Annotated in this window: 13 protein-coding genes; 7 read left to right on the top strand and 6 right to left on the bottom strand. The window is 69.2% G+C overall.

Features of this window, described 5'->3' with window-relative positions; genetic code table 11:
* Window positions 1-56 precede the first annotated feature (56 nt).
* The 4 genes from GA0070612_RS28140 to GA0070612_RS28125 all read left to right on the top strand — a co-directional run bounded on the left by GA0070612_RS28140 (window position 57) and on the right by GA0070612_RS28125 (window position 4,269).
* A complete protein-coding gene (locus GA0070612_RS28140; protein WP_231924366.1) occupies window positions 57-1,343 on the top strand; it encodes an ABC transporter substrate-binding protein in 1,287 nt (428 codons plus the stop codon).
* 89 nt (window positions 1,344-1,432) lie between these two features.
* Window positions 1,433-2,293, top strand: coding sequence for a carbohydrate ABC transporter permease (locus GA0070612_RS28135; protein WP_231924365.1), 861 nt, complete (start codon window positions 1,433-1,435; stop codon window positions 2,291-2,293).
* Window positions 2,290-3,114, top strand: coding sequence for a carbohydrate ABC transporter permease (locus tag GA0070612_RS28130; RefSeq protein ID WP_088990666.1), 825 nt, complete (start codon window positions 2,290-2,292; stop codon window positions 3,112-3,114). Before GA0070612_RS28135 ends, GA0070612_RS28130 begins: the two co-directional genes overlap by 4 nt.
* Before the next feature lie 3 nt (window positions 3,115-3,117).
* Complete coding sequence (locus tag GA0070612_RS28125) at window positions 3,118-4,269, top strand: serine hydrolase domain-containing protein (protein WP_088990665.1); 1,152 nt, start codon at window positions 3,118-3,120, stop codon at window positions 4,267-4,269.
* Window positions 4,270-4,433: 164 nt separating this feature from the next.
* Here the strand turns inward: GA0070612_RS28125 and GA0070612_RS28120 are convergent, their stop codons facing one another.
* Window positions 4,434-5,762 (bottom strand): hypothetical protein, encoded by a 1,329-nt coding sequence (locus GA0070612_RS28120; protein WP_088990664.1) that lies wholly within the window; start codon window positions 5,760-5,762, stop codon window positions 4,434-4,436.
* 442 nt (window positions 5,763-6,204) lie between these two features.
* Here GA0070612_RS28120 and GA0070612_RS28115 point away from each other — a divergent pair, with 442 nt between their 5' ends.
* Complete coding sequence (locus GA0070612_RS28115; protein ID WP_088990663.1) at window positions 6,205-7,761, top strand: pectate lyase family protein; 1,557 nt, start codon at window positions 6,205-6,207, stop codon at window positions 7,759-7,761.
* Between the two features lie 118 nt (window positions 7,762-7,879).
* Here the strand turns inward: GA0070612_RS28115 and GA0070612_RS28110 are convergent, their stop codons facing one another.
* From GA0070612_RS28110 to GA0070612_RS28095, 4 genes are all read right to left on the bottom strand, one after another.
* Window positions 7,880-9,190, bottom strand: coding sequence for a radical SAM protein (locus GA0070612_RS28110; protein WP_088990662.1), 1,311 nt, complete (start codon window positions 9,188-9,190; stop codon window positions 7,880-7,882).
* Between the two features lie 61 nt (window positions 9,191-9,251).
* On the bottom strand, window positions 9,252-9,656 hold the full coding sequence (gene sodN / locus GA0070612_RS28105; protein ID WP_088990661.1) for a superoxide dismutase, Ni: 405 nt from the start codon (window positions 9,654-9,656) through the stop codon (window positions 9,252-9,254).
* A gap of 173 nt (window positions 9,657-9,829) precedes the next feature.
* Window positions 9,830-10,345 carry a hypothetical protein gene (locus GA0070612_RS28100; protein WP_088990660.1) on the bottom strand — a complete coding sequence of 172 codons (516 nt, stop codon included), beginning with the start codon at window positions 10,343-10,345 and terminating at the stop codon, window positions 9,830-9,832.
* 128 nt (window positions 10,346-10,473) lie between these two features.
* Window positions 10,474-10,926 carry an iron chaperone gene (locus GA0070612_RS28095; RefSeq protein WP_088990659.1) on the bottom strand — a complete coding sequence of 151 codons (453 nt, stop codon included), beginning with the start codon at window positions 10,924-10,926 and terminating at the stop codon, window positions 10,474-10,476.
* Between the two features lie 202 nt (window positions 10,927-11,128).
* Between GA0070612_RS28095 and GA0070612_RS28090 the strand changes: the two genes are divergently transcribed.
* Complete coding sequence (locus GA0070612_RS28090; RefSeq protein WP_088990658.1) at window positions 11,129-11,893, top strand: GNAT family N-acetyltransferase; 765 nt, start codon at window positions 11,129-11,131, stop codon at window positions 11,891-11,893.
* Between the two features lie 20 nt (window positions 11,894-11,913).
* Entirely contained in the window at window positions 11,914-12,642 is a 729-nt protein-coding gene (locus GA0070612_RS28085; RefSeq protein ID WP_088991816.1) for a hypothetical protein, read from the top strand.
* Window positions 12,643-12,774: 132 nt separating this feature from the next.
* Here GA0070612_RS28085 and GA0070612_RS28080 read toward each other — a convergent pair whose 3' ends face one another.
* On the bottom strand, window positions 12,775-13,476 hold the full coding sequence (locus GA0070612_RS28080) for an NADPH-dependent F420 reductase (RefSeq protein WP_088990657.1): 702 nt from the start codon (window positions 13,474-13,476) through the stop codon (window positions 12,775-12,777).
* Window positions 13,477-13,478 lie beyond the last annotated feature (2 nt).

Genomic DNA, 13,478 nt, shown 5'->3' with positions numbered 1-13,478 from the left:
TACCAAATCTCGCGCGACGGAGAACCGTTCTCCTCGCGTCGCTGCTGTCTGTCGGGATGGCCGCGACGGCGTGCAGCGCGCCCGGGGAGGACCGGTCGTCGGCCCCGAAGTCCGACGCCGCCGTGAAGACCGACCTCGGGACCGCGCCCATCACCCTGGAGATGTACGCGGAGACCGGCTTCCCCCTGGCCAAGGCACTGGCCGACGAGTTCTCCAAGCAGCACTCCAACGTCACGTTCACCATCCGCGAGGACCAGTTCACGGTGATCGTGGAGAACGCGCCACGGGTGATGGCGTCGGACAACTCGCCCGACATCATCCGACTTCCCACGATGGTCGACCTGGTCAAGGACGACCTGCTCAAGAACCTGGACCCGTACTTCACCGCGTACGGGTGGGACAAGTTCCCCGCCTCGCAGCTCATGCAGTTGCGCGTCGGTGAGAACACCCGGGGCACCGGATCGCTGTACGGCATGGGGCTCGGCTACAGCGTCACCGGCGTCTTCTACAACAAGAAGCTGGCCGCCCAGGTCGGCATGACCCAGCCGCCGGCCACCGTCGCCGACTTCGAGCAGTTGCTGGCGAAGGCGAAGACCGCCGGGGTCCAGCCGATCATGCAGTTCAACAAGAACACGGCGGGCATCAACTTCCCGCACCAGGCGTTGCAGAACCAGTTCGGCGACCCGACCCAGGTCGCCGACTGGATCTTCCAGAAGCCGGGGGCCACGTTCGACACCCCGGCCGCGCTGAAGGCCACCCAGACCATCCAGAAGTGGGCGCAGGCCGGCTACTTCCCCAAGGACGCCAACGCCATCGACTACGCGGGCATGGTGGGGGAGTTCCAGAAGGGCAACGGCCTGTTCATGTTCAACGGCGACTGGGAGTCGGCCAACCTGGACAAGGGGATGCCCGGCAACGTGGGCTTCTTCCTGTTCCCGACGGAGGCCCCCGGCGGCAAGCACGTCGCGATGTCCGCCCCGAACACCTTCGGTGTCTCCGCCAAGGCCAAGAACCCCGACGCCGCCGCCTTCTTCCTGAACTGGGCCCACACCAACGAGAAGGCGCGCGAGATCGCGGTGACCGTCGGAGGCTCCAGCCCCGGCGGCCCGAGTGACCTCCCGGTGCCGGCCGCCGCCCCGAACACCGTCCTGGCCGAGACCCTGAAGGCATCGCAGCAGCTCGGCGCGGAGAACGGCGCGGTGGACTTCACCGCGAACGCCACCGGTGGCATCTTCGCCGCCGCGATCACGCCGGAGATGCAGAAGCTGGTCGCCGGACAGCAGACTCCCGAGGGGTACGTGAAGGCCGTCCAGGCCGAGTACGCGAAGGAACTGTCCCGATGACGTCTGCCCTCGGCAGCGCACCAACCGGGCGGGACGATCGTCGCGTCCGTCCGACCCCCACGCGGGCTCACCGACTTCGGTGGGCCCGCGTGGCCGGGACCGGCTGGTTGTACGTCCTGCCCGCCCTGGTGATGTACGCGGTGTTCGTCCTCCGCCCGCTCGTCCTGACGTTCCAGTACTCGCTCTACGACTGGAACGGGATCGGGGTGGCCCGCTGGGCGGGTCTGGACAACTACGTCACCGTGTTCACCGACAGCGACCTGCTCAAAATCATCGGCAACGCCGTCGTCCTGATCGTCTTCTTCAGCTTCATCCCCGTCGTGCTCGGTCTGTTGGTGGCGAGCATGGTTCGCCGGATCACCACCGGCGCGTTCGGGACGGTCGTGCGGACCATCCTGTTCCTGCCGCAGGTCATTCCCCTGGTGGCAGCCGGCATCGCGTGGAGTTGGCTGCTCTCGTCGAACGGGCTGATCAACCAGGCGCTGCGCGCGGTCGGCCTGGGTGGTGTCGCCCGCGCGTGGCTCGGCGACTTCGACACGGCCCTGCCTGCCGTGGGCGTGATCGGAGCCTGGGTCCTGCTCGGCCTCTGCACGATCCTGCTGGTCACCGGCATGAGCAAGATCGATCCGGCGCTCTACGAGGCCGCCCGCCTGGACGGCGCGGGCCCGGTCCGTGAGTTCCTCGCCGTGACCCTGCCCAGCCTGCGCCAGGAGATCGGCGTCTGCCTCACCGTCACGATCATCGCCGCCCTGGCCAGCTTCGACATCGTCTACATCTCCACCAGCGGCGGTCCCGGCCTCCAGACCACCGTTCCGGGACTGGAGATCTACCGGCTGGCCTTCTCGCAGCGTCAGGTCGGGCTCGCCTCCGCGCTCGCCGTCGTCCTCATGCTGCTGGTGCTGGTCTGCGTGCTGCCGATCCAGCGACTGACCCGAGGGGAGAAGCCGTGAACCTGAGCCGCCGTGAACAGGTGACCGGCCGCGTCTTCCTGCTCGTCCTGGTCCTCGTCACCCTGCTGCCGTTCGTGAGCATGCTCTCGGCGGCGTTGCAGCCACGCGGCACCGTGCCCACCGGCCTGGCCTGGCCGTCCGACCCGCAGTGGGGCAACTTCGCCGACGCCTTCACCGCCGCCAACATGGGCGCCCTCCTGCGCTCCAGCCTGCTCATCGTGGCCGGCGTCGTGCCGGTGTCCGTGCTCATCGCCACGATGGCCGGGTTCGGGCTCGGCCAGCTCCGGGTGCCCGGCGGTCGACTCGTCTTCGGTCTGCTCCTGCTCGGCCTCACGTTGCCCTTCGAGGCCGTGGTCACCCCGCTCTACTACCAGATGCAGGACTTCGGCCTGCTCAACACGCGCTGGGCGATCATCCTGCCGCTGATCGGCCTCTACATGCCGTTCGCGGTGTTCTGGATGCGGGCGCACTTCACCAACGTGCCGATCGAGCTGTCCGAGGCGGCCCGGGTGGACGGCAGCAGCACGTGGCAGATGTTCTGGCGGGTCCAGGTGCCACTGGCCCGGCCGGCCATCGCCTCGCTGACGATCCTGATGTTCCTCTGGACCTGGAACCAGTTCCTCCTCGCCATCGTCCTGGTCGACGACGCCACCAAACGGACCATGGCCGGGGCGCTCGGCGCGTTCCAGGGTCAGTGGGGCACCGACCTGGTGCTGCTGTGCGCCGGATCGCTGCTGATCCTCACGCCCACCCTCATCGTGTTCCTGATCTTCCAGCGACAGTTCATCAAGGCCCTGATCCAGGGGTCAGTGAAGGGGTAGGCAGTGCTCACACAGCCGCAGATCCACGGCCATGTCGACGAGGGCTACGGCCCCGTCGCCGACGTGTTCCGTGACAACTTCGCCACCCAGGGGGAGATCGGCGCCGCCGCCACCGTCTACGTACGCGGCCGAAAGGTGGTCGACCTGTACGGCGGGGTGGCCGACGCGCGCACCGGGCGCCCCTGGGACGCGCACACTCCGGTCGTCGTCTTCTCCTGCACCAAGGGAATCCTGGCGATCTGCGCCTACCTCCTGGTCCAGCAGGGCAGGCTCGACCTCGACGCTCCGGTGACGCGCTACTGGCCGGAGTTCGGGCAGCACGGCAAGGCGGACATCCCCGTGCGGTGGCTGTTCACCCACCAGGCCGGCCTGCCCGCGTTGGACCGGCCCCTGGCCCTCGACGAGGTTCTGGCGTGGGATCCGGTCATCAAGGCGATCGAGGCGCAGACCCCGTTGTGGCAGCCGGGCACCGCGCACGGCTACCACTCGATGACCTACGGCTGGCTGGTCGGCGAGGTGATCCACCGGATCACCGGCCAGCTGCCCGGCGCGTACTTCTCCGAGGTCCTCGCGGAGCCGCTCGGTCTGCGTACCTGGCTCGGGCTTCCGGCCGCCGAGAGTGACACCGTCGCCTGGGGTCTGTCGCCACCTCCGGACGCCGACCCGTTCGTCGACCCGGTCGCCGAACGCGGAATCACCATGGGCGGCGCTTTCGCCTTCCCCGCCGACGACGACGGTCTGGTCAGCTTCAACGACCCGGCCATCCGGGCCGCGGGCGTTCCCGGCGCGGGTGCGGTGAGCACCGCGGACGGTCTCGCGCGCCTCTACGCGGCCTGCGTCTCGGACATCCGGGACGGCCCGCTGCTGACGGCCGCGTCCGTGGACGACGCGGTGGTCGTCCGTTCGCGGGGCCAGCAGCGGCACGGCCCGCCGGACACCGGGCATCGCTGGGGTACCGGCTTCCTGCTGCACTCACCGCCGGGCCGGCCGCTGCTGGGCGAGCGCAGCTTCGGCCACGACGGCGCGGGCGGGAACCTGGCCTTCGGCGACGCCGAGCACCAGGTCGGGTTCGGGTACGTGGTCAACCAGATGCGGGGGATGGGCGACGAACGCGCCAACCGCCTGACCGCCGCCCTCCGCTCCTGCCTGACCTGACCTACCCCCCTCCCGAAACCACCCCAGGCCGGCGTGGCGATTCCGTGCTCGTCGGCGGTGCGCCGGCTGGTGCCGAACTCGAGCCGGGCGACGCCTCCCGATAACCGACCGCGCTGATCCAGCGCTGCCCGATCAGCGGCGAGGCGTCGCCCGGATCCGCACCGTCAGCTGCCGGCGGTGGCGGGCTTGGCCTGGCCGAGGAGCCACCGCAGGATGCTGCTGTCCTCGTAGGTCGGGCCGAACGCCGCGTGGTAGTCCGGCGAGGTGAACGCGCTGTCGGCGTACTCGGTGTAGCGCACGAGGTCGGCGGTCTGCTCGGGGCTCTTGCCCCGGGCCTCGTATGCCTGCCGCAGCAGACTGGCAGAGTTGCGCGCGCCCGACACGTTGAGCAGGTGGTCGTGCTCGCCGTGCGTGATCCACACCGGCACCTCGGCCGTGGCGATCGCCGTCGCCTGCGCGGCGTTGACCGGGAAGCCGCCGGTCACCAGACCGCCGGCGAACAGGTCCGGCCGCTTGGCGAACGCCGCCCAGAGCAGTTGGGAACCGTACGAGACGGTGGTCGCGTACACCCGGCGGGTGTCCACGGCGAACTCGCCGACGAACTGGTCGAGCAGCTTGATCAGCAGATCCGCCTCGGCGGCCCCGCCGACCCGTTGGTGCTGCGGTGCCAGGACGATGACGTCCTCGGAGCTGCCGGTCCACTCCGGTTGCAGCCAGGCGGTCGCCGGGATGTCGGCGGCGAGCTGGACGCCGAGGTTGTCGCCGTCCCAGCCCATCCCGTGACCGGGCAGGACGACCATCAGCGGGTACGTGCGGCCGGGCTGGTAGTTCTTGGGCAGGCGGTAGTGGTACGGCAGCACCATGCCGCCGCTGAGGTACGAGCCGTAGGTGAACTCGTCGACGAGCTGGTTGACCGGCTTCTCGGTGACCGGCCGGGACTCGTGCGGGGTGGCCCGGGCGAGCACCGGGCCCTTGCCGGCCCCTCGGCCGGGCTGGGCGTGCACGTCCTTGCGTTGCACGACCCGGGTGGGCAGCTCGGGGTTGACCTTCACGGTGCAGAGGAACGTCGGGCACTTGGAGACGATGACCGTGTTGCCGCCGGTGTCGGCGGGGTCGAGCTCGACGATGACGTACCGGCCCGGCGTCGACCGGTGGTCGCTGCGTGTGCCGGGCACCCCGTTGGTGTACGTGTGCGTGACGGTCCGGTCGGCGAGCTTCGGCAGGTCCTCGACGGGGTTGAAGCGGAAGTTGTAGACGGTGTCGCGCACCGAGAACGTTCCGGTGTCGAGGGTGCGGGGGTTGACGGTCGACCCGTACTCGATCGCGACCGCGGAGACCTTCTGGCCGTAGGTGTAGACAGTGGTGATCGGGGTGATGCTGCGGATCCCGTCCTCGGTGCCGGGCTTGTCGCCAGGGCTGCCGTACGCCGTGCCGGAGGCGCTGGCCAGCACGAGGGTGGCGGCGAGCGGGATGAGTCCGTTTCGGAGTCTCATGCGAGTCCTTTCTCGGTGGTGGTGCGCTCAGCCGACGGCGGTCGCGCTGGGTGGAGGGGTGCGAGATCGCCGCTAAACTGATTTAGCAGAGCATCGACGGCGCGTCGTGTGGTGTCAATACGCGAAGGCGTGGGGCTCGCCCCGGGGTCGGGCCAGGCCGGACCTCCCGGCACTGCAACAAACCTGCAAACGTCAACCCTTGCCTTTGCGGAAACCGCTTTCCTACGATTGCGTTACATCGATGTTTCCGTTAGAGGCCGGGCGGTCAGTGCCGACAGTGGTGCTGCGAGCGCCCGGTGAATCCCTGATTCCACCAGGGCTTATGCGACTTCGATGAATTCTTTCGTGATTCACATACGCCTATTGGTAAAGGTGTGGCGGTGTGGTCGCGACGACCGTCGAGGCGACGCCGTGGGCGGAACGAATGCGAAAGTGAGGCGAGATGGGACGACCAGGCGCGTTACGACGTCAGGCGGTGCTGGCCACAGCGGCCGTGGGGATCGTGGTCGGGGTGGCGGCCCTGCCCACCCCCGAGGCGTCGGCGGCGGTGGGCAGCGCCACCGGTTACGCCACCCAGAACGGCGGAACGACCGGTGGCGCGGGCGGTCAGACCGTGCGGGCCACCACGGGGACGGCCATCCACGCCGCCCTGTGCGGCCGGGCCAGTAGCAGCACCCCGATCGTCATCGAGGTGTCCGGGACGATCAACCACGGCAACACCAGCAAGGTCTCCGGGTCGAGCTGCAACACCGCGGCGGGCGTGATCGAGCTCAAGCAGATCAGCAACGTCACCATCATCGGGGTCGGCAGCGGAGCCCTCTTCGACCAGCTCGGCATCCACATCCGGGACTCCAGCAACATCATCATCCAGAACGTCACCATCCGGAACGTCAAGAAGTCCGGCTCACCCACCTCGAACGGCGGGGACGCCATCGGCATGGAGAGCACCGTCCGCAACGTCTGGGTCGACCACGTGACCCTGGAGGCGTCGGGCGGGGAGTCGGAGGGCTACGACGGGCTCTTCGACATGAAGGACAACACCCAGTACGTCACGCTGTCCTACAGCATCCTGCGTAACTCCGGCCGGGGCGGCCTCGTCGGGTCCAGCGAGAGCGACCTGTCGAACGGCTTCATCACCTACCACCACAACCTGTACGAGAACATCGACTCGCGTACGCCGCTGCTGCGCGGCGGCACGGCCCACATCTACAACAACCACTACGTGAGCCTGCACGAATCCGGAATCAACTCCCGGGCCGGCGCCAAGGCCAAGGTGGAGAACAACTACTTCCGCAACTCCAAGGACGTCCTCGGCACGTTCTACACCAGCGAGCGCGGCTACTGGCAGGTCAGCGGCAACGTCCTCGACAACGTGACCTGGTCCGGCGCCGGCAGCGAGACCTACCCGGCGGGCCCCAACCTGACGTCCACCACCAGCGTGAGCATCCCGTACCCGTACCGCCTCGACGGAGCGAGTTGTGTGCCGGAGACCGTCCGGCAGACGGCCGGCGCCAACACGGGCCTGCGGGTGTCGGACGGCAACTGCTCCCCGCAGACCCCGTCGCCGACCACGCCTCCGCCGACCACGCCTCCGCCCACGACGCCCCCGCCGACCACCCCGCCGCCGTCCGGCGGGACCAACCTGAGCCTCGGTGCCGGCGCCGACGGTTCCAGCAAGGCCAGTGGGACGAGCTACGGCAATGTGCGCGACGGCGACATCACCACGTACTGGTCACCGGCCGGATCGACCGGCACGATCTCGATCAAGTGGGGCTCGGCCACCCGGGTGTCCCGGGTGGTCATCCGGGAGCCGTCCGGCACGCAGGGCTCGATCGGGTCCTGGCAACTGGTCAACAACGACACCGGCGCCGTTCTGGCCTCCGGCAGCGGGGCGGGCTCGATCACCTTCTCCGCGACCTCGCTGAAAAAGATCAACTTCAAGATCAACAGCTCCGGCGGTACGCCCCGAGTCGCCGAATTCGAGACGTACGCCAGCTGATCCCGACTCACGCGGACCGGGCTCGGGCCGATGAGCGGTGTACCGCAGAGTCTGAACATGACTCTGCGGTACACCGCTCACCGCGGCACCGACGGAGGTGACCGGCGGTTGCCACCGGTCAGGGAGCCTCGGGCGAGAGGGTGTCCATGAAGGAGCTGACCGAGAAGACGGCTCGGCCGGGCCCCGCCGGACCGTACCCGGGTGGGCTGGACAGGCCGTGGGCGTCCATCGTCGCCCGGTACGCCCCCAGCAGGCGGACGTGGTATTCGAGCGGCGCGCCCTCCGGGTTGGTCCGGCCGAGCGGTGTGGTGGGCTCCGGACACCAGGTGGTGAACCTCGGCGTGATCCCGCGAGACATGAAGTAGTCGAGCCCTTCGGTGGTGGAGTCGATCGCCTCGCTCACGTTCGTGAAGCCGTGCGGGGCGGCCATCTCGACGCCCGCCACGAAGTTCGGGATCACGTTGCGGGGGCCGAACACCTCGGCGGAGTCGAGGATGCGGCGGTGCCACTCCTCCCGGCCGACGTAGCGCTCCTTGCCCGGGCAGTACAACTCGAACAGCCGCTTGTCCCACACCTCGTAGTTGGGGTGGTAGATGCGGATCCCGTAGTCGTGGAAGCGCTGCACATCGGCTCGGGGCAGCGCCTGGGCGACGACCTTGCCGATCCACCGCCCCGGGAACCGTTCCTCGATCGCCTGCGCGTACCGGCCGTAGAAGTCCGCCTCGGCCAGCCCGTCGACCTGCGAGGTGATGCTGCCGCCGGTCAGCGTGTACGCCTGCGAGGCGCGATCGGTGTCGTACCGGTCGATGATCTCCAAGGCTTCCAGCACCTCGTCGACGGGCTTGACACCGGTGTACGGCCGACCGGCCTGTTTGTGCTGCCGCCAGTTGTGGTTGATGTCGCAGTACTGGCACTCCTCCTTCGCGCCGAAGTACTGGCAGACCCGGAACGCGGTGAGATAGATCAGATAGCCCCACTGGATCGTCGGGGCGACCTCCATCACCGACTTTCCGTTGGCGAGCGTGTGGCGGTAGTAGGCCGGCATCGGCGGCAGCCCCACATCGGCGATCGGCCGTCCGTCCAGGGACAGGCGCAGCCGGCCGTCGCCGTCGGTTCCGACGCGGTACGGCGAGCCGGGGTTGGTGCGGACCGACACGACGGTACGACGAAGCTCGTACGGCCCCCCGGTGAGCACGATCTCCTCGGGCGGTCGGCGCAGCGCGGCCGTCCCCAACTCCGGAAGCGTCCGGTGGTCGAAGGAGAAGATGAAGTACGACTTCGGTTTGACGCTGCCGTTCTCGTTGTCGGTCAGCGCCGCGTCGTCGAAGGCGAGCCCGCCGCGGAGCAGGTCCTCCTTGATGACCGCCTCCCGCGGCACCTGCGGGTAACGGCTCATCAGCTCTTCGACGAGATCGGTGCGCGACGCCATGCGGTCCTCCTGGGATGCGGTACGCCGGACCGGGTGGCAGGTGCCACCCGGTCCCGCCGGGTCAGCTCTGCTTGGTCTCCCAGAAAATTTTCGAGATTTCCTCGATCTTGCCGAGGAGCCGTTCGGCGACCTCCGGGTCGGCTGCGCCCTTCGCACCACCGGCTCCGGCCAGTTTGGTGGCCTCGTTGAAGAGGTCGTGCAGGTGGGGGTACTTCTCGAAGTGCGGTGCCTTGAAGTAGTCGGTCCAGAGGACCCAGAGGTGGTGCTTGACCAGCTCGGCGCGCTGCTCCTTGATGACCAGCGCGCGGGTGCGGAACTCCGGATCGTCGCTGGCCTGGTACTTCTCCGAGATCGCCTTGACCGACTCAGCCTCGATCCGGGCCTGGGCCGGGTCGTAGACGCCGCAGGGCAGGTCGCAGTGCGCGCTCGCGACGGTACGCGGGCGGAGAAGACGTGGCAGGTACATCAGATTCCCTCCGACGACAGGCTGAGGTGACGGACGGGAGGCTAAGACCTCAACCGTACTTCATGTCAAGCGTCACGTCGTCGCGGTGCGTTGTGGCCGGACGAGGGCCAGCAGGGCGGCGCGGGTCCGCTCGTCGGCGGCGACGGCCAAGGCTGATCAGTGATCATCACTCGTCACTCCGGCAGTTCGGTGATGGCGAACCGGCTGACCACCGCTGTCATGATCATCGGGGCGTCACCGTCGCACTGGTTGACCGACACCGCGACCCATCGACCATCGGCCGGCGTCGGGCCCCAGACCGCCAGGTCGCCGTAGCAGTCCAGGTCGGACAGCGACTGGAAGAGCGCCGGCATCGGTGTGCCGGCCTGCTTCCGGAACATGGGTACGTGCATGGGTACCTTCCGGTGCGGCCCCCACCGGCGGTCCAGCTCACCCGTGACGAGGGCGAGGTTCGCCATGGCGGCATCCTCGGCCTCGTTCCAGTCGACGCCGTACACACCCGTGAGGTCGTCGCCCTCCCAGATCGGCATGATGCGGTAGCCCGCCCCCCGGGTGCCGGTCCACTCCCCGGTGGCCGGGTCCCCCTCGCTGACCGGGTCACCGTCCGTGGGCAGCTCGGCGGCGAGCAGCGACTCGACGTCGGACACCGCCCGACCGATGTCGAACGCCTGACCTGCCTTCGCCGTCATCGGGCGACTCGTCCCACCGCCTGCCCGCGCCCTGTTGTCCGCACTGTCCGCCTCCCTCAGCTCCGATCACGATCATCGTGCACCTCGGGTCGGTCGTGCCAGAGCGGCTGCCCCGACGCATGCAGAAATCAGGAGACCGCCGTCCGCACCAGAGCGGTGATCTTCTTCTCCACCTCGGGGCTCCAGTTCTTCAGCGCGTACGCCACCGGCCACAGGTCCCCGTCGTCGAGGTTGGCAGGGTCCTGGAAGCCCAGCGTCGAGTACCGGTAGTTGAACTTCCCGGAGTCCTGGAAGAAGACGACGATCTTGCCGTCCTCGTTCGCGTAGGCGGGCATGCCGTACCAGGTCTTGGGCGACAGCTCCGGGGCGGCCGCGCTCACCGTCACGTGTACGCGCTCGGCGAGCGCGCGATCCTCCGGCTCCATCTGTGCGATCCGGTCGAGGACCGCCTGCAACCCGTCGGCCTTCTTCGCGCCCTTCCTACCCTCGGCGCGCAGCTCGGCGGCGCGCTCCTTCATCGCGGCGCGCTCCTCGGCGGTGAAGCCGTCGGAATCGGTGGTGGTGGTGGTCTTCGCGGCCATGCTCAGGCTCCCTCTCGTCGTCCGGCTCGGTGTCGTGCCGGCTGCCTGGGAAAAGGCTAGGCCGGACGCGCGTCCAGGGGCTTCTTGATTCCTGATCGGTGTGGCCCGGCGCGAACTGCCCGAATGGTCACGTTTGCTCACGAAAGAGGTCGCTGGCTAGGTTGGCGTTCTGGCAGGACGACCGTTCCCTGGGGGAGAAGCCATGAGCACCACCGCCGCCGACCGGCTGGCGACCGCGTACGTCGACGCCATCGCGGCCCTCTGCCAGGTCACCCCGAAGGGCTGGTACGCCGAACGCGGCACCGCTCGTGCGGGGATCACCCACGCAGGCCTCGCGTCGCTCAACGGGGTCTTCGACCCGACCACCGACCCGGATCCCGAGTCGCTCGACGAGTTGGCGACCGAGGTCGCCAGGCAGGTTCCGGACTGGTCGATCATCGTTCGGGGTGAGGCGAGCGCGGCAGTCGTCGACCTCGCGGCCCGGCACGGGCTGCGGGGACGCAGCGTCATGCCCTTCCTGGCCTGCGCCACTGACGACATCGCGTTCCGGCCCGACCCGCCCCAGCAGAATCCGGTGCGTCGGGTTGGTGCCACGGAGAACGACACGTACACCGACGCCCTCACACAGAGTTTCGAGGCGCCCGAAGGCGCCTTCGGCCCGCTGATGGGCGGCGCGGTCCTCGACACCGACGGCATCACCGGCTACCTGGCCGAGGAGGCCGACCGTCCCGTCGGCACCGCCCTCGGAATGCTGACCTCCGGTGTGATCGGCGTGTTCAACATCGGCGTCGTACCGTCCGCCCGGGGTCGTGGCCTCGGCCGCACGCTCACCGAAACGGTGCTGCGCGACGGCATCGCGGCCGGCGCGGACGCCGCCTACCTGCACACCAGCCCGATGGGGCGACCCCTCTACGAGTCGATGGGATTCGTGCTCGTGGAGAACTGGACGATGTTCGCGCCGCGGTGATCGTGATGGGGGAGAAGGCCATGAGCTTCAGCGAGAACGTGCGGTCGGCGTTCCGGCGAGGCGAGACCGACGCCGTGGTGCGGATGAGCGAGGCCGAGATCGAGCGGGCGCAGGCGGCCGGCGACCCGGCAGGCGAGGTGGAGGCCCGCTACAGCCTGGCCCGGGTCGCCATTCGCGGTGGTGACCTGCCGGGTGGGGAGGCCCGCGCACGGGAGGCCCTGGAGGTGGCGCTGCGCTCCGGCGACCGCCGCCTGGAGGAACGGCCGAGGCACGTGCTGGCCGCCGTCGCGCGGATGTCCGGCGACCTGGCGCGCGCCCGGGACCTGTACCGCGAGAACATCGCGCTCAACGAGACGCTCGGCCAACCCCAGACGGTCAACTCCGAGCACCACAACCTGGCGTTCTGCGAGCTGGGGCTGGGCAACCTCGATGCGGCGAGGACACTGTTCGCCGAGAACCGCGAGCGGGTGTTCCGCAACGCCTGGGCCGACTTCGTGCCGTACGTCTGCGTCGCCGGCGCCGCGCTCGCGTCGGCCGAGGGCGACCACGCGCGGGCGGCGCGGATGATCGGTGTCACGGACGCGGCGTTCGCGACGATCGACCAGGTGCCGGATCCGGACGACGCGGCCGATCTCGCCACGATGCGCGCCGCAGCGACCGAGGCCCTCGGCGCCGCCGCGTTCGACAAGGAGTACGCCGAGGGCCGGCGCCTCGACCCGCAAACGGCCTTCGGCTACGACAACCGCTGACCCAACGCGCCCCGCGTCCAAGATCCGCACAACGTCCCGGATGGTGCTGCCTCCGGAGCTCGTGAGACAGCACCATCCCTGATGGTGCGCGGACCTTGTGTTGCGCGGATCGGGGGACGGCCGCCGGGACGGCTAGGACTGCTCTCGGGCGGCGGCGATCATCCGTCCACGCTCCGACTCCGGGAAGCGGTCGAGCATGGCCCGTGCGTCGTCGGCGCTCACATTCGCGCCGAACAGTTCGCTGCCGGGTTCGAGGCGTACCCCCTCGCCCAGCGGGCCGGCGACGACCGGGTCGAAGCCGAGTGCGTCCACCAGGGACGCGACGGCGCTGACGTCGGTGGTGTCGTCACCGGCGATCACGATCGCCTTGCGGTCGGTCGCGCCCGCCGGCCGGGCCCCGTCCTCGAGGTCGTGGTAGCCCATGTGGTTGAACGCCTTGACGACGCGTGAGCCGGACAGGAAGGCCTGCACTGTCTCACTCGACGACGTACGCGGGTCGGTGAGGTCGTCGCGGATGCCGTCGATCTCCCACCAGTAGTTCATCGCGTCGACGACGAGCTTGCCGTGCAGTGTGTCGACGGGGATGCTGCGGTACTTGCCCAGTGGCAGGGCGAGGATCACGACGTCGGCGCGGGCCGCGGCGTCGAGGGCCGTGGTGGCCTCCGCCCCGGGGGCGAGGACCTCGACGGTGAGCGCGATCTTCGCCGGGTCGCCGGAGCCGGCCACCAACACCCGGTAGCCGGCGGCGACGGCGAGGCGGGCCAGCACTGTTCCCACCTTGCCGGCCCCGAGGATGCCGAGGGTGGTGGGCCGGCTCCGGTCGTTGTCGTTCATGT

The organism is Micromonospora chokoriensis, assembly GCF_900091505.1.
In the GTDB taxonomy this organism is placed as follows: domain Bacteria; phylum Actinomycetota; class Actinomycetes; order Mycobacteriales; family Micromonosporaceae; genus Micromonospora; species Micromonospora chokoriensis.
The sequence above is the reverse complement of the archived record's forward strand: the minus strand, read 5'-3'. Positions and strand labels throughout refer to the sequence as shown.